The organism is Stenotrophomonas sp. YJH_SMC_10, assembly GCF_059371555.1.
The window spans coordinates 16,426-41,261 of sequence record NZ_JCAFUS010000013.1 but is presented as its reverse complement, the minus strand read 5'-3'; the positions used below and the strand labels follow the sequence as shown (position 1 = coordinate 41,261).

Sequence of the window (24,836 nt, the reverse complement as noted above, 5' to 3'; positions counted from 1 at the left end):
CGGCGCGCGCGCGGCGCAACCTGTCGCCTCCTTCCCCACTGGACCGCTGCCATGCGCGCCATTGCCTACACCCACGCCGGCCTGCCGATCGATGATCCGCAGGCCCTGATCGATATTGAACTGGACCTGCCGCAGCCCGGCCCGCGCGACCTGCGGGTGGCGGTGCGCGCGGTGGCGGTGAACCCGGTCGACACCAAGGTCCGCCGCGGCGTGGCCACCGACGGCCCGCGCGTGCTGGGCTGGGATGCGGTCGGCATCGTCGACGCGGTGGGCAGCGAGGTGACCCTGTTCCAGCCCGGCGACGCGGTCTACTACGCCGGCGTCATCGATCGCCCGGGCAGCAACGCCGAGTACCAGCTGGTGGATGAGCGCAGCGTCGGCCGCAAGCCGGCCAGCCTCGACGATGCCGCCGCCGCCGCGCTGCCACTGACTGCGATCACCGCCTGGGAGCTGCTGTTCGACCGCCTGCGCATCCCCGAGGGCGGTGGCGAAGGCCAGACCCTGCTGGTGATCGGTGCTGCCGGCGGTGTCGGCTCGATCCTGGTGCAGCTGGCGCGGAAGCTGACCCGGCTGACCGTGATCGGCACCGCCTCGCGCCCGGAGACCCAGGACTGGGTGTATGCGATGGGCGCCCATCATGTGATCGACCACCGCCTGCCGCTGGCCGAGGGCCTGGCGCGGCTGGGCATCAGCGAGGTGCAGCACGTGGCCAGCCTGACCCATTCCGACCAGCACTACGCGCAGATCGTGGAACTGCTGGCGCCGCAGGGACAGTTCGGCCTGATCGATGACCCGGGCCAGGTGGACGTGATGGCGCTCAAGCGCAAGGCACTGTCGCTGCACTGGGAGTCGATGTTCACCCGGCCGCTGTACCGCACCGCCGACATGCAGCGCCAGCACGACCTGTTGAACCGGGTGGCCGAGCTGGTCGATACCGGCGTGCTGCAGACCACCCTGGGCGAACATTTCGGGCGCATCGACGCGGCCAACCTGCGGCGCGCCCACGCGCTGCTGGAAAGCCACCGCGCCAAGGGCAAGATCGTGCTGGAAGGCTGGTAAGGCCGGGTCGTTCCCGCGCCCTTGGGGTCAGATTTCTTTCCGCCCGGGAAAGGATCTGACCCCTGCCTCAGGCCACGCCGTTGTCGACGTGTTCGGCGAAACCGGGCTGCTGGCGCAGGCGCTCGAACCAGGCGCCCACGTGTGCCAGCGCCGGCGTGTGGCCCGGTGTGCTGCGCCAGCGCTGGGTCGACAGCCCAAGCACGATGTCGGCGAGGGTGAAGGTGCTGCCAGCGGCGTAGCCGCCAGCGGCCAGCTGGGCATCAAGCACGCCCATCAAGCGGTTCCACTGGGCCAGGCTGGCCTCGGCGCGGGCATCGTCCGGGTAGTCCGGATGCTGGCGCACGCGTGCCATGAACACGTGCCGCCAGGCACTGTTGAGGTCGCTGGCCTGCCAGTCCATCCACTGCTCGACCCGCGCACGATCCTGTGCCGTGCGGGGCAGCAGGTCGTCACGGCCCGCGCGGGACGCCAGGTAGCGGCAGATGCTGTTGGACTCCCACAGCACGAACTCGCCATCACGCAGGACCGGCACCTGCCGGTTCGGGTTCAGGGTGGCCAGCAGGTCCGCGGGTGGCGCAGGCTCGTGGTGCAGGGGCAGGTCGAGGCCGGCGCACAGCCAGAGCACCTTGCGCACGTTGATGGAGGTGGGCTTTCCGTACAGGGCAAGCATGGTCCTGGCGCAGCAGTTGAGACTGGGCCAGCCTACACTTGCCGCATGCAAACCGAATCCCTGCTCATTGCCGGCCTGCTGTTGGCCGTGCTCATCCTGCAACTGGTCGCCCTGCTGCGCCGCCCCCCGCATGACCGCCTGGAACAGGCGGTGCGCGAGGAGGCACGGTCCGGGCGCAGCGAGCTGCGCGAACAGCTCGATGGCTTCGCCCGCGCGCTGACCGATCTGTCCACCCGTACCGACCAGCGCCTGGACCTGCTGCGCGAGGCGCTGGGCGAAGATGCGCGCAAGGCGCGTGCCGAGGCTGCCGACAGCCAGCAGCGCGGCGCCGCGCTGACGGGACAGCGCCTGCAGGAGCTGCGGGGCCAGCTGGAGGCTTTCGGCCAGCAGCAGGAGGCGCGCATCCATGCGTTTGGCCAGCAGCTGCAGGAACTCACCGGGCGTACCGATACCCAGCTGGGTGCGTTGCGCCAGACCCTGGTTGATGACGCGCGCAAGGGCCGCGAGGAAGGCGCGCAGTCGCAGCAGCGCCTGACCGAAAGCCTCGGCCTGCGCCTGCAGGAGCTGACCCAGCGCAACGAACAGCGCATCGCCGAGATGCGCGCCACGCTGGAAGAGCAGCTGCGCGCGCTGCAGAACGACAACGCGCAGAAGCTTGAGCAGATGCGCCATACCGTGGACGAGAAGCTGCAGTCCACGCTGGAGACGCGCCTGGGCAATTCCTTCAAGCTTGTCTCCGAGCGCCTGGAACAGGTGCAGCGTGGCCTCGGCGAGATGCAGCAGCTGGCCACCGGCGTCGGCGACCTCAAGCGCGTGCTGACCAACGTCAAGAACCGCGGCAGCTGGGGCGAAGTGCAGCTGGAGAACATCCTTGAGCAGACACTCACCCAGGAGCAGTACGCACGTGCGGTGAAGGTGCGGCCGGACAGCGGCGAGATGGTCGACATCGCGGTACGCCTGCCGGGACGCAGCAGCGGCGATACCCCGGTGTGGCTGCCGATCGACTCCAAGTTCCCGCGCGAGGACTACGAGCGCCTGCTGGACGCGCAGGAGCAGGGCGACGCCGAGGGCGTGCGCCTGCAGGGCATCCAGCTCGAGCGCGCGGTGCGCGTGCAGGCCAAGTCGATCTGCGACAAGTACATCGCACCCCCGCATACCACTGATTTCGCAGTGATGTTCCTGCCTACCGAAGGGCTGTACGCCGAAGTGATCCGGCGCCCGGGACTGGTCGATCTGCTGCAGCGCGAGCACCGCGTGGTCGTGGCCGGGCCGACCACGGTCACCGCGCTGCTCAACAGCCTGCAGATGGGGTTCCGCACGCTGGCCATCGAGCAGCGCTCCAGCGAGGTCTGGAGCCTGCTGGGCGCAGTGAAGAGCGAGTTCGGCAAGTTCGCCGGCATCCTGGAGAAGGCCGAGAAGCAGATCACCACCGTCGGGCGCAGCATCGGCGAGGCCAGCCGCAAGACACGCACTATCGAACGGCGCCTGCGGGGTGTCGAGTCGCTGGCCGCCGAGCAGGCACAGTCGTTGCTGGGCGACCTGGCCGAGGGAGATGCCACGGCCGAGGAAGAGGCGAGCGACGGCGAGGAGGCCTGACCGGCGCCGACACGCCGCCTGCATCGCCGGTGCGTATGCTGGCGGCCTGCCCGCCCGATCCGGTACCACGATGCGCCTGCCCCTTTGCACCAGCCTTGCCCTGACCGCACTGCTTGCTGCCTGCAGCAGCGCGCCACCGAGCGTGGACACGACCGCGCAGGCCACGGTCACCAGCCCTGAAGCCGCCGAGGCCTATCGCGAAGCGCGCGACGTCGACTGCCAGGCTGCCGGTGGCACCCTGCAGCGGCTCGGCCGGTTGCAGCGCGAGCAGTGCGTGATTCCCTATGCCGATGCCGGCAAGGCCTGCAGCCGCAAGAGCGACTGCACCGGCCAGTGCCTGGCGACGGGCGAGGGGGTGGCCGGCGTCGTGGCGACAGGCACCTGCCAGCGTGATGCCAGCCAGAACTTCGGTTGCCGCCAGCGCATCGACGACGGCAAGGCGCAGGGCACGCTCTGCGTGGACTGATCCTCGCGCCGGCTGCTGGCCGGCAGCCTCATGAACCCGTGCGAACGGTCGCACGATTGCCGGCCAGCGGCCGGCACGACCGGCATCGCGCGGCGCTATGCTGGTCGGCCATTTCCCGACGTAGCCGGAGCCCCCGCGTGAGTACCCCGATCCAGGACATTCCCCTCACCACCATCGACGGCCAGCCGTCCTCGCTTGCCGACTACCAGGGCAAGGTGCTGCTGCTGGTCAACGTCGCCTCCAAGTGCGGCCTGACCCCGCAGTACGAAGGCCTGCAGGCGCTGTATTCGGAAAAGCACGCCCAAGGCCTGGAAGTGCTGGGCTTCCCCGCCAACAACTTCCTCGGCCAGGAGCCGGGCAGCGAGGCCGAGATCCAGCAGTTCTGCCAGCTCACCTATGACGTCAGCTTCCCGATGTTCTCCAAGATCAGCGTGGCCGGCGAGGATACCCACCCGCTGTACCAGCAGCTGACCGCCGCGCAGCCGCAGTCGATCGGCGAAGGCCCGTTGCGTGAGCGCCTGGCCAGCAAGGAGATCCCGATCCATCCGGCACCGGCGGTGCTGTGGAACTTCGAGAAGTTCCTGGTCGGCCGTGATGGCAAGGTCGTCGCACGCTTTGCCCCGGACGTGGCCGCCGACGATGCACGCCTGCGCGAGGCCATCGAGGCCGCGCTGGCGGCCTGAGCAAGGCGTGCCAGCCGCGGTTGGCACCCAGCGGAAAAGAAAAACCCCGCCAAGGCGGGGTTTTTCATGCGCCGATGCAGGGCTTCAGTGGGTCCACTGCGGCATCGGCATCGCATCGACCGGGATCGGCGAATTGGCATCGTCATGGCCGCGGTCGCGCTTGCTGCGCAGATCGTTCTCGATCTGGTAGTTGCGGCGCTGCATCCACGCATCGCGGACCAGGGCGTATTCGTCCACTGCGGTGTCGCGCAGATCGTCGATCGCCAGCAGCTGTGCGCGGGTGTCGACCAGCTGCAGGCCCTGCAGGCCGATGCGGATCTTGTCTTCCTCGACGCGCCGGATCGGCGACAACGGGATGTCACCGGCCAGGCCGAACACGTCGCGCACGGTACGCGGGCCGAAGAACGGCAGCTCCACGTAGCGCGAACGACGCCAGCCCCAGGCACCCAGGGTCTGGCCGAAGTCTTCATTGCGACGCGGCACCATCGCCTTGCTGGCCGGATCGAACAGGCCACCGATGCCCAGCGTGCTGTTCATCAGGAAGCGGCCGAGGCTGTCCCACGCGTCGGCACCGCGGCCCTGCAGCAGCTGGTTGGTGATGGTCACCGGCGCACGCAGGTTGCTGAAGAAGTTGCTGATGCCGGTACGCGCGAAGCGCGGCACCACATGGGTATAGGCGGTGGCCAGCGGACGGGCCACACCGCGGTCGACCGCATTGTTGAACGTGTGGACCTTGCGGTTGAACGGTTCCCACGGATCGTAGGCCGCAGCGCTGCTGGTGGTGCCGGTGCCGCCATACAGGGCGTCGAAATCATCGTCGCCCCCGGCGGCGGTGGCCGTTGCGGTCTTCGCCGCGCTGGTCTCTGCGCCGTGTGCCGACGCAGCCGGCGACGGTGCGGAAGGCGCCGGTGGAGTGGCCTCGGCTGCGACCGGCGTCGCGTCGGCGCCGCCGGTATCGGCGGTTGCCGCCGGTGCCTCGGCCACCGTGCTGGCCGCGACCACGGTGCTGGCGACCGGTGCATCGCTGCGCGCGGGCTTGCCGGCACAGGCGGTCAGGGCGGTGGCCAGGAGGATCAGGGGGAAAGTGCGTACGACGTTCATGTCAGCTCGCAGCAGAAGTAGCGTTGAAATCCAGGTCGGGCGACAGCCGGTAGGCTGCGCTCAGCTCGTTGTAGCCGGCCGGCGCGCCGGCAATTGCCAGCAGGTGGCCCGCCTTGCGCGCACGGGCCGCCAGTTCGGCCAGCAGGGCCAGGCCGGCGCTGTCCACGCGCTCCACCTCACCCAGCTCCAGCCGTGCCAGCTTGGCCGGCAGGGCCTGCAGCTGCGGCCACAGCGCGATCACCGCGGCACGGTCGAGCACCCCGCGCAGGCGCAGGGTGTCGCCTTCCAGCAGCGCCAGTGCGTTACTTGCCATTGCCCGCGGGCCCGGCCTGCATGCTGCCGCTGTGCAGTTCGCTGGCCACCTGCTTGATGCCCTTCTGGCGCAGCGGAGTATCGAACTGGTTGCGGAAGGTCTGCACGTAGGAGATGCCTTCGATGTTGACGTCGAAGATCTTCCACTGGCCGTTGACGTTGCGCATCCAGTACTCGACCGGGGTCGGTTCGCTGCCGGCGCGCACCAGTTCGGTGCTCACGCGCACGCCGCGGTTGCCCGGCAGCGGGCTCTCACCCTTCAGGCGGAAGCTCGGCTTGCCCTGGATGTTGAGCAGGGTCGAGCCGTAGCGCTGCATCAGGCTGTCGGCCATGGCATCGGCAAACAGCTTGATGTCCGCGTCAGAAGCACCGCGGGCGTGCGGGCCCAGCACCAGGCGCGCGGCATAGTCGCGGTCGAAGGTGCGGTTCAGCTCGCTGTCGATGTAGCTGCGCAGGCTGGCCGGGTTGCTGCCGAACTCGCTCCGGCGCTGCTGCAGGGTGTTGAGGATGCGCGTGCTGGCATCGATCACCACCTTGCCGGCCTGGCCCTGCGTCGCAGCGGCAGCGGGGGCGGCGGCCTGGGCCTGGGCGAAGAACGGCGTGGCCAGCAGCAGCGCCGAGGCGAGCAGGGCCGGGATCAGTTTCGTTTTCATGGTTGCGGTTCCGTTGCAGGCGCCTGCGCGCCATCGTTGGGCTTCTGAGCAGCGCCGCCACCGGCGCCGCCACTGAACATGTACTTGCCAACCAGCTGGATCAGGTCCACCGCCGGCTGGGTGAAGACGATCTCGTCGCCAGCCTTCAGCACGTCCGGGTCACCGCCCGGCTGAAGACCGATATAGCTCTCGCCAAGCAAACCACTGGTGAAGATGCCGGCCGAGGTATCTGCCGGCAGGTCCTTGACCTTGCTGTCCATGCGCAGGGTCACGATGGATTCGAACTTCACCGGATCCAGGTCGATCGCGGCGACCTGGCCCACGGTGACACCGCCGATCTTCACCGGCGCCTGCTTGCGCAGCTGCCCGACCTGGGAGAAGCGCGCCTTCAGCTCGTAGCCCTGGCTGCCCCAGCTCCAGCGCTGGTTGGTCGAGGCCACGGCCAGCACCAGCAACGAGGCCAGGGCCAGCAGCAGGAAGGCGCCGACGGAAAATTCGAGTCTGGGACCGCGGATGGCCATGTGGAATACCTGATCGAGTCGTGGTGGCCGCGCGCGCCTGCGCACCGCCGGTGGAGGGGTTAGGTGAACAACATTGCCGACAGCACGAAGTTGAACATCAGTACCAGCAGCGAGGCGTTGACCACCGCACGGGTGGTGGCCACCGAGGTGCCCTCGATGGTCGGCTCGGCATGGAAACCGACGTAGGCGGCCACCAGCGCGGCGGTGCCGCCGAAGATCGCCGACTTCAGCATCGCCACGCCGAAGTCGTCCCAGAAATCGACGCTGTTGCGCAGCGCCGACCAGAACACGCCATTGTCCAGGCCCAGCACGTGCACGGCCTCGAAGTAGCTGGCACTGATCGCCAGCGAGCAGAAGATGCCGGTCAGCAGCGGCACGGTCAGCACCGCCGCCCAGAAGCGCGGTGCCACGGCCTTGGCCACCGGGTCGATGGCCATCAGCTCCAGCGCCTTGATCTGGTCGGTGGCGCGCATCAGGCCCAGTTCGGCGGCGATCGAGCTGCCGGCGCGGCCGATGAACAGCAGCGCGGTCAGCACCGGTGCCAGTTCGCGGTACAGCGACAGGCCGAGCAGGGTCGACAGCGCGTCGGCCGCACCGAAGGTGGTCAGCGTGCGGTAGCCCTGCAGGGTCAGCACCAGGCCGACGAAGGCGCCACCGACGGCGATGATCGGCAGCGAGCGCGCGCCGATCTTGTAGATCTCGCGGGTCAGTTCGGCCAGGAAATCACGGGTCGGCAACGAACCGCGCAGCACGGTCAGCGAGAACAGGCCGGCGCGGCCCAGCGAGCGGGTGGCTTGGACGAACGGCATCAGGCGACCCTCGCGCGCGGCGCGGCATCGAACGGGATGGGGCCATCGGGCTGGCCGTGCAGGAACTGCCGCAGCAGCGGGTCCTGGCTGGACTGCAGCGCCTCGGGCGTGCCCTGGAACACGATGCCGCCGTTGGCGATCGCGATCACCTGGTCGCAGATCGGCAGGGTCTCGTGCACGTGGTGGCTGACGATGATGCTGGTCAGGCCCAGGCTGTGGTTGAGGCGCTGGATCAGGCTCATGATCACGCCGGAGGCGATCGGGTCCAGCCCGGTCAGCGGCTCGTCGTAGATCATCAGCGGCGGGTCCAGCGCCAGCGCGCGCGCCAGCGCCACGCGGCGTGCCATGCCACCGGACAGCTCGCGCGGCCAGGCATCGGCAGCGGCCAGCAGGCCCACCGCATGCAGCTTCATTTCCACCAGCCGGCGCAGCACGGCGGCCGGCAGGCGGGTATGGGTACGCAGCGGCAGCGCGACGTTCTCGGCCACGGTCAGGTCGGTCAGCAGGCCATTGCCCTGCAGCAGCACCCCCACGCTCTTGCGCATTTCCAGCAGTGCGCCGCTGTCCTGCGGGATCGGCTTGCCGAACAGGGTGACCTCGCCGGCGACCGGGCGCAGTTCACCGGTCAGTGCCGCCAGCAGGGTCGACTTGCCACTGCCGGATGGGCCCAGCACCGCAGTGATGCTGCCCTTGGGCACCTGCAGCGATACGTCACGCAGGATCGTGCGCCCGCTCCGGTCGATGCGGACGTTGGATAACTGCACCAGACTGGACGTGGAAGCCGACATGGGCACCATTAACGTTTTTTAGACATCGAAGGATCGGGCCCGTCGGCTGAACATAAGCAGACTGGACGGTCCAGTATTGTGGCACGGCAAGGCCCCTGCCAGGCCGGGACAATCGGCCGGCAGCGCGGAACAATCCGTACCGGCGATGAGCCAGCCATTGAATACGGCCTGCTCTGCTGCACACTGTGCATGATGAGTGACCCGGGCAGCGATTTCCGCCTCTACCATTCCAATTCCCTGGACGTGCTGGCTGCGCTGCTGGCGCGCAACGTGCGTGCGCCGGTTCCGGGCCAGCCGTTGCTGACGCCGGACGTGGTGCTGATCCCACAGGTGGCGATGCGGCGTTGGCTGCAAGCGACACTTGCTGCCGAATATGGCGTTGCCGCCAACATTGAGTTCCTGACCCCGGGCGAGTTCGTGGCCCGTGCACTGAACGCCAATGTGCCGGGGGAACGCGACGACCTCGACGCGGCCGGCCTGCACTGGAAGCTGTACCAGGCACTGCGCGACCCGGCATTGCTGGCGCAGCCAGCAATGCGCGCGCTGCAGTCCTATCTTGCCGGTGGCGACGCGCTGAAGCCCTGGGCACTGGCCGGCGAACTGGCCTCGGTGTTCGAGAAGTACCAGGCCTGGCGGCGTGACTGGCTGCTGCGCTGGGAGGCCGGCGCCGACCCGGCCGATCCGCAGGCCATCCTGTGGCGCACCATTGCCGGTGGCCACGACTATCGTGCGCGGCGCATCCAGGCCTATCTCGATCGCTTCGAGGGCGCTGGCCAGCCGCTGCCGGAAGGCCTGCCGCGGCGCATGTCGGCGTTCGCGACGCTCAACATTTCGCCCGACGTGCTGCGGGTGATGGCCACCCAGGCGCGGGTGGGCGAACTGCATTTCTACATGCCCACGCCCGTGCAGTCGTACTGGGGCGACCTGCAGACCCTGGCCGAGCGCCTGCGCAGTGGCGCGCCGGATCCCTTCGGCGAAGCAGCGGGCGAGAACCGGCTGCTGGAAGCCTGGGGAGCAGCCGGGCGCGATTTCATGGCGGTGCTGGGCAGCTACGAGGTGGTGCACCCGGCCGGCGAGATTGCCGCGTATTCGGATCCGGAGGACGACACCCGGCCGACGCTGGCCGAAGGGGGACTGTCCGACAGCCTGCTGCATCGCCTGCAGCGCGATCTGTTCCACCGCCGTGCGCTGCCCTCGGGCGAGCTGCGCGACGGGCTGCGCAGCGACGATCCCAGCCTGCAGGTGCATGCCTGCCATACCCGCCTGCGCGAACTGCAGGTGCTGCACGACCAGCTGCGCAGCCTGCTGCAGGACCCGCGCTTCGACCCGCCGCTGCAGGCGCGGGAGATCGCCGTGCTTGCACCGGACATCGACCCCTATGTGCCGTATCTGGAAGCGGTGTTCGGCGGCCGTGGCGGCGAGGACGAGCACATTCCCTATGCACTGGCCGACAGCAGCCCGCTCGCCGGCGAGCCGCTGGCCGACGTGTTCGTGCACCTGCTGGGCCTGCCGGTCTCGCGCTTCGGCCTGAACGAAGTGCTGGACCTGCTGGCCAGCGCCCCGCTGGCCGAGGCGGCGGGCCTGGAAGCGGTGGACTTCGACCGCCTGCATGGCTGGCTGCAGCAGGCCGGCGCACGTTGGGGCCTGGATGCGAAGCACCGCAACCAGCACCAGGCGCCGGCCGACGATGCCTACACCTGGCAGTTCGCGCTGGACCGGCTGGTGCTGGGCCATGCCACCGGCAGCGAGGCCGATGTGGCTGGCGTGGCGCCGTGGATCGAACTGGAAGGCGGTGCGCTGGAAGCGCTTGACCGGCTGCTGCGCCTGTTGCGCGTGCTGGCGATCTATCAGCGCCGCTTGGGTGAGCTGCTGACGCCGGCGCAATGGCGGCAACGGCTGCTGTCGTTGCTGGATGCGCTGCTGCCGACTGCGCCCAGCTCGCCCAACAGCCAGCGCGCCCTGGAACGCCTGCGCAAGCTGCTGAACCAGTTCGCCGACGATGCGGCCAAGGCCGGCTTCGACGAAGGCGTGCCGCCGGAGGTGGTGCGCGCGCACTTCGCCGCCGTGCTGGGCGAGGCCGATACGCGCGCGCCGTTGTTGACCGGTGGCATCAGCTTCGGCCGCATGGTGCCGATGCGGCTGCTGCCGTTCCGGGTGATCTGCGTGCTGGGCCTCAATGACGGTGACTTCCCCCGGCGTGACCCCGCCGCCGGTCTCAACCAGCTCACCGCCGAGCTGGACACGCCGCGCCGCCGACCCGGCGACCGCTCCACCCGCGAAGACGACCGCTTCCTGTTCCTGCAGCTGTTCGCGGCCGCGCAGGAGGTGTTCTACCTCAGCTACCTCGGCGCCGATCCGCGCGATGGCAGCGTGCGTGAGCCGTCGGTGCTGGTCAGTGAACTGATCGATGCCGCCGCGGCGTATCACCTCGACCCGCCAGCGGCCGCCCGCGACTTCACCGTGCGCCATGCCCTGCAGCCGTTCTCACCGGCCGCTTTCGGCGATGGCGATCCGCGTCGCTTCAGCTATCGGCGGCAGTGGCACCCGGCGGCCGGGCGCCTCAGCGGCCAGCGGGGCGACCTGCAGCCGTGGTTCGATGCACCGTTGCCGCCGCCGCTCGACGATGCGGTGGAAGATGACGTCGCGCTGGATACCCTGCGTCGTTTCCTGTGCGATCCCGCCGGGCAGTTCCTCGCACAGTCGCTGGGCCTGCGCCTGGCCGACGACGTCGAGGAAGTCGATGACCTGGAACCGCTGGTGCTGTCTTCGCGCGGCCCGGAGAAGCGCAGCGTGCAGGCGGCGGTGGTGCGTGCCACGCTCAGCGGCGATACCGAGCCGTTGTACCCGCGGCTGCGCGCGCGTGGCCTGTTGCCGTCGGGTCCATTGGGCGAGCGCCAGTTCGACACCGAACAGCTGAAGACCCGCCCGTATGCCAGCGCGCTGCTGGGCTGGATGCAGGGCGAACCGCTGCAAAGCCGCCGCTACGAGGTCGAGATCGACGGCGTGCGCCTGCATGGCCGCGTGGCTGATCGGCATCCCGCAGGGCTGGTGCGCCTGCGCGCCGGCCCGCTCAATGGCAATGCCGTGATCCGCCAGGGCCTGGACTGGCTGCTGGCCAACGCGGCTGGCGACGCCCTGCCGCTGGTGCAGTTCTACGATGGCGGCGACAACGGCCCGGGCCCGCACGTGCTGCCGGCACTGAATGTTCCCGCAGCACGTGCGGCCTTGCGCGCGCTGCTGCAGCTGCGCCGGCGCGGCCTGCGCGAACCGCTGCGCTTTGCCCCGTATACCGGCTGGGTGCTGTACACCACGGCAGGTGAGAAGCAGCGCAGCGAAGGCTGGAAGCAGTGGCACGGCAGTGACCGCACGTGGGGCGAATCGCGCAGCGACGCCTGGCAGCTGCTGCTGCGCGGTGCCGACCCCTTCGCCACCGACGCGGGCTACGCCGACCTGCTGCGCAACAGCCAGGTGGTCTTCAGCGCCGTGCGCGAAGGCCGCGCGCTTGCCGCCGCCAGCCAGGAGGGCAGCGGATGAATACCTCCATGGCAGACGAAGGACTTCAGCGCATGGCTGGCGATCCCTACCTGGCCCTGCCGCTGGACGGCATCCGCCTGATCGAAGCCAGCGCCGGCACCGGCAAGACCTTCACCCTGGCGACGTTGTTCACCCGCCTCGTGGTGGAGCAGGGTCTGCGCATCGGCCAGATCCTGGCGGTCACCTTCACCGATGCCGCCACCCAGGAGCTGCGCAAGCGCATCCGCGAGCGCCTGGCGCTGGCTGCGCGCCTGGTCGATCTGGAACCGGCCGAGGGCGAAGCGCCGGACGTGCGGCTGACCCGCGAGGTGCTGCAGCGCCACCTGCGGAGTGGCAGCGAGAGCCCGGCCGCGCTGAAGCGCCGGCTGCAGGTGGCGGCCGACGAGATCGATCTGGCCGCGATCTTCACCATCCACGGTTTCTGCACCCGCGTGCTGCGTGAGCACGCGCTGGAAAGCGGCCACACGTTCGATCCACCGGAGCTGCTGGCCAGCGACCGCGAGCTGCTGGAAGAGCTTGCGGCCGACCTGTGGCGCGTGCATGCCAACGATCCGGCCACGCTGGAGCCGCTGACCTGGCTCTGGTCCAACCCGGACGCGCTGGCGGCCGACCTGCGCGCGCTGCTGGGCGCGCCGCCGCTGCACCCGTTGCTACAGGCAGTGACGCTGGCCGACCCGCAGGCCGCCCTGCAGCACGCGGCGGCAGTGCTGTCCGCAAGCGTGCGCGAGCACGGCGAGCAGTTCTTCATCGACCTCTGCGATGCGGTCGACAACAAGTGGATCAACGGCGTGTCCTACAAGCTGGGCTGGTTGCACCCGCTGGGCCGGCAGCTGCTGGCCTGGGCCGAGCGCGACGATCCCCGCGAACTGCTGGCCAGCGAACGCCTGCCGGCACTGCTGCCGGACGTGCTGGCCGACAAGACCAACAAGAAGTTTGCCGATCGGACACCGTCGTCGCCCTTGCAGGCACCGTTGGCGCGTTATGTCGCGCTGCTGGCCGAACGCGATGCCTGGCTGCGGGACAGCGCGCTGGCCTTCCTGCACCGCCTGCGCGAAGACGCCGCGCAGCGCCTGCAGGCGCTGAAGCGAACGCGCCGGGTTCAGACCTACGACGACCTGATCGATGGCGTGGCCGCAGCCCTTGAAGGTCCGCAGCGGCTGGCGCTGGTCAGGCAGCTGCGCGCGCAGTACCGCATCGCGCTGGTCGACGAGTTCCAGGACACCGACGACCGCCAGTGGGGCATCTTCCACAGCGTGTTCGGCGATTCGCCGGAGGTGCGCGAACTCGGCCTGGCGCCGGCGCTGTTCCTGATCGGCGACCCGAAGCAGGCGATCTACGGCTTCCGCGGCGGTGATGTCCACACTTACCTGAAGGCCAAGCAGGTCGCGCAGCAGGCGCCGGTGCTGGACCAGAACTTCCGCTCGCGACCGGCCGTGCTGCGTGCGCTGCAGGCGCTGTACGACAACGGTGGCGACGACGCCTTCCTCGAACCCGGCATCCAGTTCGAGCCGGTGCGTCCCGGCGGCATGCGCACCGATTCGGACTACCTGCGCCACGGCGATGCTGCGGTGGCGCTGACCCTGCGCGTGCTGCGCAGCGGGTCCGACAAGGCGATGAGTGCCGACGCCTCGCGCGACGCTGCGACGCGGGCGTGCGTGGCCGCGATCCACCAGACCCTGGTCGATGCGCGGGCCGGCAAGGCGTTGCTGCGCGGGCGGCCGGTACAGCCGGGCGACATGGCCGTGCTGGTGCGTTCGCACCGTGAGGCCACCCTGGTGCAGCGCGCGCTGGCGGCGGTCGGCATTCCTGCGGTGGCGGCCGGCAAGCAGAGCCTGTTCGCCACCAGCGAAGCGCGCGATCTGCGTGCGTTGCTGCTGGCACTGCTGCAACCGGCCGACGAGGGCCGCCTGCGCGCGGCGTTGGCCACCGTGCTGCTCGGCCAGCGCGCCAGCGCGATCGCGGCGATGGAGCGCGAGGGCGACCTGCAACGCGGGTTCCAGGCGCAGCTGCTGCACTGGCGTGAGCGCTGGCAGCGCGGCGGACCCTTCGCGGTGATTGCCGATGTCTGTGCCGCACAGGGCGAACGCCTGCTGGCGCTGATTGACGGTGAGCGCCGCCTGACCAACTACCTGCAGTTGGGCGAACTGTTACAGGAGGCCTCGGCGCAGGCGTTGGGCATGCATGGCCTGCTGGACTGGCTGCAGGGCCAGATGGCCAGCGCCGACCAGGATGACGAGCAGCAGCTGCTGCGCCTGGAATCGGATGCACGTCGCGTACAGATCATCACCCTGCACAAGAGCAAGGGCCTGGAGTATCCGCTGGTGTACCTGCCCTTCGTCGGCATCGACGGCGGTGCACCGAACACCGCATCGCACTGCACCGTGCACGTCGATGGCCAGCGCCAGCTGCACTGGAAGCTGGGCAAGGACGACGCCTGGGAAGCAGCCAGCAGCCAGCGCGAGCGCGAGCAGCGCGCCGAGGATGCGCGCCTGCTGTACGTCGGCCTGACCCGCGCCGAGCACGCGCTGTGGATCGCCGTGGGCGATCTGGCCGGGCTGCGAAAGACCCGGCTGGCACCGCTGCTGGGCGACCTGCAGGTGCTGCGCTCGCATCCCGACGTGCACATCGACGACAGCGAGGTCCCGGCCACGCTGCCGCAGCTGGCGGCTGAAGTGGAAGGCGACCTTCCGGCAGTGCGGGCACTGACCCGGCGCGTGCCGCACGACTGGTGGGTATACAGCTTCACCCAGCTGGCGCATGCCGATGCCGGCGCTGGCGGTGATATCGAAGCGGCGGCCACCGAGCTGCCGGCGCCCGCCGCCGACGAACCCGCGGGCGCGGAACTGCCGCTGGAACCGGCACTGCCGGAGCCGGCCGTCGCCGCCGAGGACAGCACGCCTGTGGACCCGCGCTTCATGGGCAGCCGCTTCGGCAACGTGCTGCATGAGGCCATGGAGAACGTTGACTTCGCCGCATGGGCCGGCTGGCAACCCGGCCTGCCGGCGCCGGAAGGCCAGGCCGAGGTGCTGCGCAAGGCGCTGCACGACGAGGGCTACGCCGATGCCGATCTTGAGGAGGGCGTGGCCGTGCTGGTGCCCCTGGTCGGCCACACGCTCACCGTGCCGCTGCCCGAAGGCGGAGCCCTGCACAGCCTTGGCGAAGGCGAGCGCCGTGCGGAGATCGACTTCCATTTCGCCATCGAACCCACCACGGTGCCGGCGCTGCTGCAGGTGCTGCATGCACACGGCGTTTCCAGTGGCCGGCGCGGCTTCGGCCAACGCCGCCGCCTGGAAGGGCTGATGACCGGCATGATCGACCTGACCTACGTGCGCGATGGTCGCTGGTATGTGCTCGACTACAAGTCCAATCGCCTGCCCGGCTACAGTCCGGACCTGCTGGCCATCGCCATGCGCCACAGCGAGTACGACCTGCAGGCGCTGATCTATACCGTGGCGCTGCACCGCTGGCTGCGCTTCCGGCTGGGCGCGGCCTACGACTACGAGCGCGACATGGGCGGCATCCGTTACCTGTTCTGCCGTGGCCTGGACGGCACCGGCAACGGCGTGCACGTGGATCGCTTCCCGTTCGCGCTGGTGGATGCGCTGGATGCGCTGTTCGCCGGTGGCGGGCAGGCCCAGGCCGAACTGGCCGCACGTGCGCGGGGGGGCAGCGCATGAGCCTGCTGCACGAGCTGTATCGCAATGGCCAGCTGCGCACGCTCGATCACGCACTGGCGACCAGCCTGCAACGCTTGCGGGCGGATACCCCTGACAGCGTGGCAGTGGCGGCCGCGCTGGCCTCGCTGGCGGTGTCGCAGGGCCATGCCGGGTTTGATCCGGCACAACCGCAGCGGTTGCTGGACGGCGTGCCCGAATGGCCTGCCGCGCAGGACTGGCTGGCACAGTTGCGAGCATCACCGTGGGTAGCGACGCCGGAGCAGGCCGATGCCATCGCCGAGGACGCGCCGCTGGTGCTGGAAAACGGCCTGCTCTACCTGCGCCGCTACCGCGAGTACGAGCGGCAGCTGGCGGCCGGGCTGCAGCGCATCGGCCGGCATCCGCTGCCGCCGCCGGACATGGCCGCGCTGGCACCGCTGTTCGCGCAGCTGTTCCCGCAGGCATTGGGCGGCGAGGACCACCAGGCACGCGCAGCCGGCGTGACCCTGCGCCATCCGCTGGCGCTGGTCACCGGCGGCCCCGGCACCGGCAAGACCACCACCATCGCACGCCTGTTGCTGCTGCTGGCGGCGCAGGCCCGGCATGCCGGCCAACCGCTGCCCGAGGTGGCGTTGGCCGCGCCGACCGGGCGCGCCGCCGAACGCATGGCCGAGAGCTTGCGGCTGGCCGTGCAGCGCCTGCAGGAGCACGGCGTGGACCCGGCGCTGTGCGCGGCACTGCCCAGTACCGGCACCACCCTGCATCGCCTGCTTGGCGTGATCCCGGATTCGCCGCGCTTCCGCCACCACGCCGACAATCCGCTGCCGGTGGACGTGGTGGTGGTGGACGAAGCGTCGATGATCGATCTGCCGATGATGGCCAAGCTGGTTGACGCGGTCGCCAGCGGCACGCGGCTGATCCTGCTCGGCGATCCCGACCAGCTGCCGTCGGTGGAAGCCGGCGACGTGCTCAGTGCGATCCTGCGTGCCAGCGGTGATGGCATCGGCACCCGCGCCGATGACGCGCAGGCGCTGCGTGGATTGCTGGCGCCGTCCACGCTGCAGCCCCAGGCCGAACCGCGCGCCTTCGCCGGCCGCCGCGTGCAGCTGCAACGTGGGTACCGGCAGAGCGATGCACTGGTGCTGGCCCCGTTGGCAGATGCCGTGCGCGAGGGTGACGCCGGCGCCGCCTTGCAGCTGCTGCGCGGCGGTGAACTGGCCGGCGTGCATTTCCACGAAGGTGAGGCCGACCCGCTGCGCGGCCAGCGCGAGCACCTGCTGGGCCATTGGCGTGCGTTGGCCGACGCCGCCGATCCGGTGCATGCCCTGCAGCAGGCCGGGCGACTGCGCGTGCTGACCGCGCTGCGCGAAGGCCCGCAGGGCGCGCGTGGCCTCAACAGCCGCATCGAGCAGCTGCTGGCGGGCAACACCCCGGGCTACTTCCAGGGCCGCCTGCTGCTGGTGACCGAGAACAGCTACCGGCACCGCCTGTTCAACGGCGATATCGGCATCTGCCTGCGCGACAGCAGCGGCGCGATGGTCGCCTGGTTCCCCGGCGACACCGTCGAGCAGCCGCGCGCCTTCCACCCCGCAGCACTGCCCGCGCACGAAAGCGCCTTTGCGATGACCGTGCACAAGGCACAGGGCTCGGAGTTCGATGAAGTGTGGCTGCAGCTGCCACGCCAGGACAGCCGCGTGCTGTCGCGCGAACTGGTCTACACCGGCCTGACCCGTGCTCGCCAGGAGCTGCATGTGGCGGGCAGCGCAGAGGTGCTGCAGGCCGCATTGAAACGCCACGCCAGCCGGTTGGGTGGCCTGGCCTGGCGGCTGGGTGCGGAAGCGGTGGCCGAACAACCCGCGCGCATCGAACAGCCCACAGTACAGGGTACCTTGTTCTGAATCGGGGTCGGATCCCGTTTCCACCGGGAACGGGCTCTGACCCCATCCCCGAGGCACGCATGCTCCGGGTCGGAGCCCTCCCTCCAGAGGGATCCGACCCGGCGTCATTCCGCGATCAACACCAACCCATCCGGGAACACGATCGCCGCTTCATCCGCACTCACGTCGAAGAAGCCCACGCCGTGCTTCTCGGCCAAGTCCTGCACGCGGCCGTGCGCGCGCTCAGCCACCGAGTAGGCGAACGCGCCGTAGATCACCTGGCGGCCGATGCTGTACTCGGTCACTTCGTCACGATCGTCATCGTCGTTGCTGAGTGGTCCGTCCAGCGGCGGGAAGTCCTGCGCCATCTCCGCGAACCACGCCTGCAGCGCCGGGCTGCTGACCGCCGGGTCGTCATACTCGTGGCGCTCGTTCCACTGCGTCTGCTTCTCGAACCAGGCGATGAAGGCTGCCGCCTCGCGTGGCGCGGCGCTGGCCTCGAACACCATCATGTCGTAACTCATGGGAGCTTCCTGTGCAGAGCAGGGGTCAGCGCCTTCGCCCTCGGCGAAGGATCCGAGCCCGGCAACGGGGGCTGTGGACGCACAGGGTATCGCGCTAGGGCTGTTCGGCCGCACTCATGGCCAAGCCCGGCGCCAACGCCTTCGCCTCCGGGAACAGCGCGAAGCGCAGGCCGATCAGGCCCATCAGCGCCTCGTCGCGCGCCTTGCAGGCGGCCACGCTGCCGACCCGTGCCAGCGAGGTATCCAACCGCTCGCGCAATGCGTCGGCTGCCACCATCGGCTTGCGCGCGGCGATCTGCCGGCGGTAGTGCACGGCCACCTCTTCCAGAATGTGCTCGACCGCCTCACGGCTGCGCTCGGGCAGTTCCAGCCGGGCGCGGCGCAGCTGCAGGATGTTCAGGCCGATGCGTGCTTCGTTGAGCATGTCCACCGAGGCGATGTCGCTGCCCTCCGGCGTCGCCGCCAGGCGCGGCGCGAGCAGGCCCAGCAGGTCGAGCATGCGCGCGGCGAAGCGCTGCCGGTCCTGCTGGCCACGTCCTTCGGCGGCCTCGGCCAACGTGGTCCAGCCCTGCCGCACCAGGCGGCGCGCGGTCCACTCGGCACCCACCGAGCGGAACAGGCGGGTCATCACCACCGCAAAGCCGATGCCGATGAACATCGCGATCGACGAATTGAGGAAGGTCTGGATGTTGGCGCTGTAGGTGTTCTGCAGGCTCAGCAGTGCGGCCAGGTTGACCGTCAGCGGCAGCGCGAACAGCGCGCTCTTGGGGTGATGCAACAGCAGCCCCAACGGCAGGAACGCCACCGCCAGCACCAGCGCCAGCAGGCCGAAATCGTGCACGGCCGGGAACACGCCGAACAGGTACACGCCGGCCACCACCGAGGCGACCATCGCCCACACCAGGAACTGCACCATGCTGGGGGCCGGATCGTCCTGTGCGGCGAAGAATGCGGCGGTCACCGCCGCCATCATCGCGCCGTTGCCACCGCCCTCCCAACCGAGCGCGATCCACAGCACGCAGTAGCTCATCAGCGCCACGCCGGCACTGAGCGCGGAGAACAGCGCCATGCCGTAGTCGACGTGCCTGTCGGCGGCCACCCGTTCGGTGCGGATGCGGTAGTGCGCGCGGTCCAGCGGCGCCGTGCCCTGGTCGATCGCGTGCTGCAGGGTGCGGCAGTCCTGCCACAGGTCCACCAGCTCCTCCAGGCGCAGCAGCAGGCTGGCCAGCTGCAGGTGCTGCAGGTCGCGGTCCACCTGCGGCTTCAGCGCGCTGATGCGCGCGCGCAGTCGCGCGTACTCACTGGCGTTGGTCGGCCCATCCAGCCAATCGCGGATGTCGTCGACCAGCGCCGGCAGCCCGTCCGGCAGGGCCTGGCCATCGCTGCGCAGCGCGCTCAGGCGATCGGCAATCGAGGACAGCACCGGCAACAGCAGCAGCATGCGCTCGCGCAGGCGCTCCATCGACACTGCCGAACCGGCATGGCGTGGATCATCGCGGCGCAGGAATTCGATCAGCGCCTCGAACTGCACCAGGTCCGCGGCCAGCCGGTTGCGCGGCGCGTGCGCGCGGCCGCGTTCGAGGATCTGCCGGCACCACTGCGCGGCGTCCTCCATCCAGTTGCCGATGCGGGCGCGCAGCATCGGGCGTACCGAGGCCGGGAACAGCAGCGAAGCAAACAGCACCGCCACCACGGTGCCGAGGATGATCTCCTCGCTGCGCGCCACCACGGTGTCGAAGATGGTCTCCGGCGAGGTCACTGCCGGGAAGCCGATGAAGGCGGTGGTGTAGCCGGCCAGCAGGAACGCGTAACCGCGCGGGCCACGGTTGAGCAGGGCCATGAACAGGCACCCGGCCAGCCAGATCGACATCGCCGCGCTCAGTACCAGCGGCGTTTCCACCAGCGCCGGCAGCACCAGCAGGGTGGCCAGGCCGGCCACCAGCGTGCCGACGATGCGGTACACGCCCTTGGCGCGGGTCGGCCCCAGCAGCGGCTGGCTGACGATGTACACGGTGCCCATCGCCCAGTACGGGCGCGACAGGTTGCCGGCCATGGCGATGTACAGCGCGGCCACCGCGGCCAGGTAGGTCTTGATCGAGAACAGCCACGCCTGGCGGTCGGTCAGCGCGTTCATGGCCTACTTCGCTGCGGTTGCGGCATCGGGCGCGGCGACGCTGGCCTGCCAGCCACCGCCCAGCACCAGGAACAGGTGGATCTGGTCGCGCGAGACCTGTGCTTCGGCAGCGGCCAGGGTGGCATCGCTGCTGGCCAGGCTGCGGTCGGCATCCAGGCTGGACAGGTACGGCGTGCGGCCACCCTGGTACAGCCGGCGGTTCTGCTCGGCGGCCAAGGCGGCCTGTTCCTGCGCGGTGCGCAGCGACTGCAGCCGGCGCAGGTCCTGGGCGTAGCGGTCCAGCGCGGTCTGGGTCTCGCGCAGCGCCTGCAGCACGGTGTGGTCGAACTCGGCCAGTGCTGCGTCGGCACCGGCTTCGGCGGCGTGGATGCGCGCGTGGGTACCGGACGACGGCAACGTCCACGAGATCAGTGGGCCGATCGACCACTGCTGGGTCATCGGCGTGCCGAAGTCTTCCAGCAGGCCGGCGGCACCGAGCGAGGCGCCCAGGCGGATGTCCGGATACAGCTCAGCGGTGGCGACGCCGATCCGCGCGGTGGCCGAGGCCAGCTTGCGCTCGGCCTGGCGCACGTCCGGGCGGCGTTGCAGCAGTGCCCGGCCGTCACCGACCGGCAGCGGCTGCGCCAGGCCGGGTGCGTGCGCACAGTCGATCACGCCGGCTGGCAGCTGGCCCGGGGTCTTCCCAAGCAGCGCGGCCAGCGAATAGGCGGCCGCCGAACGCTGCGCGCGCAGCGGCGGCAGCGCGGCTTCCAGCAGTGCCACCTGCGCATTGGCGCGGGCCAGCTCTGGCGGCGTGCCGCGGCCGGCCGCGATCAGGCGCTCGGTGACGCTGCGGCTGCGCTGCTGCAGCTGCAGCGAATGCTCGGCCACGTGCAGTTCGTGGTTGGCGTGGCAGATTTCCAGGTAGCTGTCGGCGACCTGCGCGACCACGCTGACCTGGGCCAGGTCGCGCGCCGCAGCAACGGACTGCTCGTCGGCATGCGCCGCCTCGGCGCCGCGCTTGAGCTTGCCGAACAGGTCGAACTGGTAGCTGACCGCGAACTTGCCATCGGCCAGGTTGATCACCGGCAGTTCGTGCTCCTGCAGGAACGATTCGGCCGACAGCTGCGCGCGGCTGACCCCGGCCTCGGCTTCGTACTCGAAGCCACCGGCGTCCAGCGCCTGTTCGTATACCGCCGCCGCACGGCGCAGGTGCGCATCGGCGGCCTTCAGTTCGACATTGTCTCGCAGCGCCTGGGTGATCAGGCCATCCAGCACCGGGTCGTTGTACAGCGACCACCAGCGGTCGGGCAGCGCCTGGTTGGCGGCAATCTGCGGGTTCTGCGTATCGATGAACGCCGCATTGGCCTCCGGGCGCTTGAAGGCCGAGCCTTCCGGCAGTGCATAGTCGGGGCCAACGGTCCTGCACGCGGCCAGGCTGGCCAGCGCGACGATCAGGCCGAGACGGGGCAGGGCGGCGTTCACAGGCCCGCCTGTGTCGGCGCAGTGCCGGCCTTGTCGTTGTGCGGGTGACGGCCGGTGTCCACGGTCACCGTCGCGGTGCGGCCGGCAATCAGTTCCACGCCCTTGGGCACCTCGTCGATGGCGATGCGCACCGGAATGCGCTGGGCCAGGCGCACCCAGTCGAAGGCCGGGGTCACGTTCGGCAGCAGGGAGCTGCCATTGCTGCGGTAGCGATCCTCGATGCCGGCAGCGATGCTCTCCACATGGCCACGCAGCGGGGTCGATTCGCCCATCAGGCGGATGTCCACGCGCTGCCCCGGCGCCACGCCGCGCAGCCGGGTTTCCTCGAAGTAGCCATCGATGCGGAACGAACCGGTGTCCAGCAGCGCCAGCACCGGCTTGCCGGCCACCACGTAGTCGCCCACGCGCATCGTGCGGTCGTTGACCCGGCCGTCGGCCGGCGCGCGCACCTCGGTGCGGCCCAGGTTGAGCTCGGCCAGGTCCACGGCGGCCTGTGCCGTGGCCAGCGCGGCCTGTGCGGCCTGCAGCTTGGCGCGGCGCACTTCGGCGTCCTCGGCGGCAACCAGGTCCTGCAGGCTGCGGTCGCGGCCGATCTCGCGGCGCAGCTGGGCCACCGAGGCCTGGCGCTCGGCCAGGCTGGCCTTGGCCTGTTCCAGCGCGATGCGATAGCGCGCGCGGTCGACCACGAACAGCAGGTCGCCCTTGCTCACCGCCTGGTTGTCGGCCACCTGCACCGTTTCAACCAGCCCGGAGACATCCGGCGCCACCTGCACCACGTCGGCGCCGACATGGGCGTCTCGGGTCCACGGCTCATCCATGTAATAGACCCACAGCTGGCGCAGCACCAGCAGGGCGACGATCACGGCTGCGCTGGTGAGCAGCACCGGCAGGGTCTTCTTCACGATCTTGTTCACGATTGCATCCAACGCAGGAGGTGGAACAGCAGGCCAAGCACGATCCCGTACAGCGCCAGGTTGAACAGCGCCGGGTGCCAGACATGGCGGTAGGCGCCGGCACGCTGCAGCAGCGCGTGCAGGCCGCTGTTGACCAGATAGGCCAACAGCATCAACCCGAGCAGGGTCGGGACGAACACTCCGTGGAGACTGAATTCACCGGGCATCGGTAGGGGCGGGGGCGAGGAGGGAGGGGGAGGGACAACAGAACAACGACAACGGGCAAACGCCGCTGGCGTGTGCACGGCAGCGGCAGCGTCCGGCAGCAGCGGTCTTACGTGATGCGGTCGGCGGCCTCGGCCAGCAGGCGCCATGCCTTCAGCACGGCGTGCAGTTCATCCATGGAAAGTTCGCCGAATACGTCCTGGCGAAGGCCGATCAACTGGTCTTCCAGTTCGCTGACCAGCGCATGGCCCTCGTCGGTCAGCCACAACAGGTTCGCGCGGCGGTCGCTGGCGTCGCTCTCGCGACGGACCAGGCCGCTGGCGCACAGCTTGTCCAGCAGGCGTACCAGCGAAGGCCCTTCCATGCCCAGCTGCTGGGCCAGCGCCACCTGGCGGATGCCACCGCCGGAGCGGCCGATCATCAGCAGGGGCATGGTGCAGGCGGTGGAGATGCCGTAGCTGCCGAGCCGGCTGTCGGCCAGGCGCTGCCACTGCCGCCCTGCATAAAGCAGGCCGGAGCTGAGCTGCATCTGCAGCACGGTGCGCTCGTCGAGGGGTCGGTCCATAAGAGATAGATAGGATACTACTAATTTCATTCCTATCAATAGGTTTTTCTGAATGGGTGGGGTGTAGTGAGGAAGGCGTTGCGCCTGCCTGGTGTCGGTGGGGCAGCGGGCGCCGGACGGTGCAGGACACGCCGTAAACCCCCCTCCGGGGTCCGGCCCAGCCGCTGGCGGCTGTGCGTTCGGGCGCTTGCGAGGCATGCCTCGCAAGCAAAGCGCCCTCACCCTTGGGGGCTCGGCCGCGGCATCCATGCCGCGGACGGTCCTGCCCCGCCCGGCCCCCGCTGCCTTCCCATCCCCCCGCGAGCGCGGTGGGTTGGCTCTTAGAAGCAAGAGCAGAAGCAGTGCGGACCAACGGTCCGCACCCACCAGGGGAGTGGCCAAAGCAGCGGCGCGCCGCTTCCGAAGCCATGAACCCCCGCTTTTGCCCCCGCTTTCGGGGGGCAGGCCGCGCCCGCGGGACACCGCCAGGGAGTGGGAGAGGGGGCTGCGCAGGACCGTTGGCGCCATGGATGGCGCCATCGAGCCCCCATGGACGGGTTTACGGCGTGTCCTGCGCAGCCCCCTCTCCCACTCCAAACCGATAGCAACGACGCGCCAACAACGCCCCCCGATGAACCGTCCCCACAGGACGACCCACCCCCCGGTCGGGTACGATGCTCGCCCCCCGTTCGGGACGCTGTACGCAATGAGCAAGAACAACGAAAAGGCCGCCCCGCAGGGCGACGTGACCCAGGACCAGGCCGAGGATGCCGTGCGCACCCTGCTGCGCTGGGCCGGTGAGGACCCGTCCCGCGAAGGCCTGCTGGATACCCCCCGCCGTGTCGCCGAGGCCTATGGCGACTGGTTCAGCGGTTACCGCGATGACCCGCGCGCCTACATGGAGCGGACCTTCGAGGAAGTGGCTGGCTATGACGAACTGATCGTCCTGCGCGACATCGAGTACGAAAGCCACTGCGAACACCACATGGCGCCGATCATCGGCCGCGTGCACGTTGGTTACCTGCCGGCCGGCAAGGTGGTGGGCATCAGCAAGCTGGCCCGCGTCGTCGAAGCCTACGCCCGCCGTTTCCAGGTGCAGGAGAAGATGACCGCGCAGATCGCCCAGTGCATCCAGGATGTGCTGCAGCCGATCGGTGTCGGCGTGGTCGTCGAAGGCGCCCACGAATGCATGACCACCCGCGGCATCCACAAGCGTGGCGTCAGCATGGTCACCTCCAAGATGCTGGGCAGCTTCCGCGACGACGCGCGTACCCGCGCCGAGTTCCTGCGTTTCATCGAAGTGGGCGGCAAGCGCTGAGCCGCTTGC

At 69.7% G+C, this 24,836-nt stretch carries 21 protein-coding genes; 8 read left to right on the top strand and 13 right to left on the bottom strand.

The genetic code is table 11. The features are described 5' to 3' along the window. The first annotated feature begins 51 nt into the window (after nucleotides 1–51). Complete coding sequence (locus AC5P9C_RS16060; protein ID WP_049468374.1) at nucleotides 52–1,059, top strand: zinc-binding alcohol dehydrogenase family protein; 1,008 nt, start codon at nucleotides 52–54, stop codon at nucleotides 1,057–1,059. Nucleotides 1,060–1,126: 67 nt separating this feature from the next. On the opposite strand, the gene AC5P9C_RS16055 is transcribed toward AC5P9C_RS16060, so the two are convergent. Then, entirely contained in the window at nucleotides 1,127–1,729 is a 603-nt protein-coding gene (locus AC5P9C_RS16055; RefSeq protein WP_057494905.1) for a glutathione S-transferase family protein, read from the bottom strand. A 45-nt stretch (nucleotides 1,730–1,774) separates the two neighbouring features. On the opposite strand from AC5P9C_RS16055, the gene AC5P9C_RS16050 reads away from it, so the two are divergent. The 3 genes from AC5P9C_RS16050 (at nucleotide 1,775) to AC5P9C_RS16040 (ending at nucleotide 4,474) form a co-directional block, all read left to right on the top strand. Then, the gene (locus AC5P9C_RS16050; RefSeq protein ID WP_049468370.1) at nucleotides 1,775–3,325 is read left to right on the top strand and encodes a DNA recombination protein RmuC; all 1,551 of its coding nucleotides are present in this window, start codon (nucleotides 1,775–1,777) and stop codon (nucleotides 3,323–3,325) included. Nucleotides 3,326–3,395: 70 nt separating this feature from the next. Then, nucleotides 3,396–3,791, top strand: coding sequence for a hypothetical protein (locus AC5P9C_RS16045; protein ID WP_312580572.1), 396 nt, complete (start codon nucleotides 3,396–3,398; stop codon nucleotides 3,789–3,791). 137 nt (nucleotides 3,792–3,928) lie between these two features. Next, nucleotides 3,929–4,474 carry a glutathione peroxidase gene (locus AC5P9C_RS16040; RefSeq protein WP_053461715.1) on the top strand — a complete coding sequence of 182 codons (546 nt, stop codon included), beginning with the start codon at nucleotides 3,929–3,931 and terminating at the stop codon, nucleotides 4,472–4,474. 84 nt (nucleotides 4,475–4,558) lie between these two features. Here AC5P9C_RS16040 and AC5P9C_RS16035 read toward each other — a convergent pair whose 3' ends face one another. From AC5P9C_RS16035 to AC5P9C_RS16010, 6 genes are read right to left on the bottom strand one after another with little or no spacing between them, the layout of a single operon-like run. Next, nucleotides 4,559–5,575, bottom strand: a complete 1,017-nt coding sequence (locus tag AC5P9C_RS16035; RefSeq protein ID WP_057494908.1) for an MlaA family lipoprotein — start codon at nucleotides 5,573–5,575, stop codon at nucleotides 4,559–4,561. Nucleotide 5,576: 1 nt separating this feature from the next. Beyond that, nucleotides 5,577–5,888 (bottom strand): STAS domain-containing protein, encoded by a 312-nt coding sequence (locus AC5P9C_RS16030; protein ID WP_049468361.1) that lies wholly within the window; start codon nucleotides 5,886–5,888, stop codon nucleotides 5,577–5,579. Continuing rightward, nucleotides 5,878–6,540, bottom strand: coding sequence for an MlaC/ttg2D family ABC transporter substrate-binding protein (locus AC5P9C_RS16025; RefSeq protein ID WP_049468359.1), 663 nt, complete (start codon nucleotides 6,538–6,540; stop codon nucleotides 5,878–5,880). Before AC5P9C_RS16025 ends, AC5P9C_RS16030 begins: the two co-directional genes overlap by 11 nt. After that, on the bottom strand, nucleotides 6,537–7,061 hold the full coding sequence (mlaD, locus tag AC5P9C_RS16020; protein ID WP_049468358.1) for an outer membrane lipid asymmetry maintenance protein MlaD: 525 nt from the start codon (nucleotides 7,059–7,061) through the stop codon (nucleotides 6,537–6,539). The genes AC5P9C_RS16025 and mlaD overlap by 4 nt, the downstream gene beginning before the upstream one ends. A 59-nt stretch (nucleotides 7,062–7,120) precedes the next feature. Then, nucleotides 7,121–7,870, bottom strand: a complete 750-nt coding sequence (locus AC5P9C_RS16015; RefSeq protein ID WP_005414955.1) for an MlaE family lipid ABC transporter permease subunit — start codon at nucleotides 7,868–7,870, stop codon at nucleotides 7,121–7,123. Beyond that, nucleotides 7,870–8,658 (bottom strand): ABC transporter ATP-binding protein, encoded by a 789-nt coding sequence (locus tag AC5P9C_RS16010; protein WP_049468356.1) that lies wholly within the window; start codon nucleotides 8,656–8,658, stop codon nucleotides 7,870–7,872. The genes AC5P9C_RS16015 and AC5P9C_RS16010 overlap by 1 nt, the downstream gene beginning before the upstream one ends. A 189-nt stretch (nucleotides 8,659–8,847) precedes the next feature. Between AC5P9C_RS16010 and recC the strand changes: the two genes are divergently transcribed. The 3 genes from recC to recD are packed head-to-tail and all read left to right on the top strand — an operon-like array spanning nucleotide 8,848 to nucleotide 17,746. Beyond that, on the top strand, nucleotides 8,848–12,192 hold the full coding sequence (gene recC / locus AC5P9C_RS16005; protein ID WP_343541494.1) for an exodeoxyribonuclease V subunit gamma: 3,345 nt from the start codon (nucleotides 8,848–8,850) through the stop codon (nucleotides 12,190–12,192). Next, a complete protein-coding gene (recB, locus tag AC5P9C_RS16000; protein ID WP_343541492.1) occupies nucleotides 12,189–15,869 on the top strand; it encodes an exodeoxyribonuclease V subunit beta in 3,681 nt (1,226 codons plus the stop codon). The genes recC and recB overlap by 4 nt, the downstream gene beginning before the upstream one ends. Beyond that, complete coding sequence (gene recD, locus AC5P9C_RS15995) at nucleotides 15,866–17,746, top strand: exodeoxyribonuclease V subunit alpha (RefSeq protein WP_288431014.1); 1,881 nt, start codon at nucleotides 15,866–15,868, stop codon at nucleotides 17,744–17,746. Before recB ends, recD begins: the two co-directional genes overlap by 4 nt. Before the next feature lie 104 nt (nucleotides 17,747–17,850). Here the strand turns inward: recD and AC5P9C_RS15990 are convergent, their stop codons facing one another. The 6 genes from AC5P9C_RS15990 to AC5P9C_RS15965 all read right to left on the bottom strand — a co-directional run bounded on the left by AC5P9C_RS15990 (nucleotide 17,851) and on the right by AC5P9C_RS15965 (nucleotide 23,530). Next, a complete protein-coding gene (locus AC5P9C_RS15990) occupies nucleotides 17,851–18,249 on the bottom strand; it encodes a hypothetical protein (RefSeq protein ID WP_074725873.1) in 399 nt (132 codons plus the stop codon). A 94-nt stretch (nucleotides 18,250–18,343) separates the two neighbouring features. Beyond that, nucleotides 18,344–20,383 (bottom strand): FUSC family protein, encoded by a 2,040-nt coding sequence (locus tag AC5P9C_RS15985; RefSeq protein ID WP_154331431.1) that lies wholly within the window; start codon nucleotides 20,381–20,383, stop codon nucleotides 18,344–18,346. 3 nt (nucleotides 20,384–20,386) lie between these two features. After that, nucleotides 20,387–21,847 (bottom strand): efflux transporter outer membrane subunit, encoded by a 1,461-nt coding sequence (locus AC5P9C_RS15980; RefSeq protein WP_312556953.1) that lies wholly within the window; start codon nucleotides 21,845–21,847, stop codon nucleotides 20,387–20,389. Next, on the bottom strand, nucleotides 21,844–22,761 hold the full coding sequence (locus tag AC5P9C_RS15975) for an efflux RND transporter periplasmic adaptor subunit (RefSeq protein ID WP_049468342.1): 918 nt from the start codon (nucleotides 22,759–22,761) through the stop codon (nucleotides 21,844–21,846). Before AC5P9C_RS15975 ends, AC5P9C_RS15980 begins: the two co-directional genes overlap by 4 nt. After that, the gene (locus tag AC5P9C_RS15970; protein WP_010487502.1) at nucleotides 22,758–22,967 is read right to left on the bottom strand and encodes a DUF1656 domain-containing protein; all 210 of its coding nucleotides are present in this window, start codon (nucleotides 22,965–22,967) and stop codon (nucleotides 22,758–22,760) included. Before AC5P9C_RS15970 ends, AC5P9C_RS15975 begins: the two co-directional genes overlap by 4 nt. Before the next feature lie 107 nt (nucleotides 22,968–23,074). Then, nucleotides 23,075–23,530: a MarR family winged helix-turn-helix transcriptional regulator gene (locus AC5P9C_RS15965; RefSeq protein WP_005421298.1), complete on the bottom strand. Its 456-nt coding sequence runs from the start codon at nucleotides 23,528–23,530 to the stop codon at nucleotides 23,075–23,077. 685 nt (nucleotides 23,531–24,215) lie between these two features. Between AC5P9C_RS15965 and folE the strand changes: the two genes are divergently transcribed. Continuing rightward, nucleotides 24,216–24,827 carry a GTP cyclohydrolase I FolE gene (gene folE, locus AC5P9C_RS15960; protein WP_004141296.1) on the top strand — a complete coding sequence of 204 codons (612 nt, stop codon included), beginning with the start codon at nucleotides 24,216–24,218 and terminating at the stop codon, nucleotides 24,825–24,827. Nucleotides 24,828–24,836: the final 9 nt, after the last annotated feature.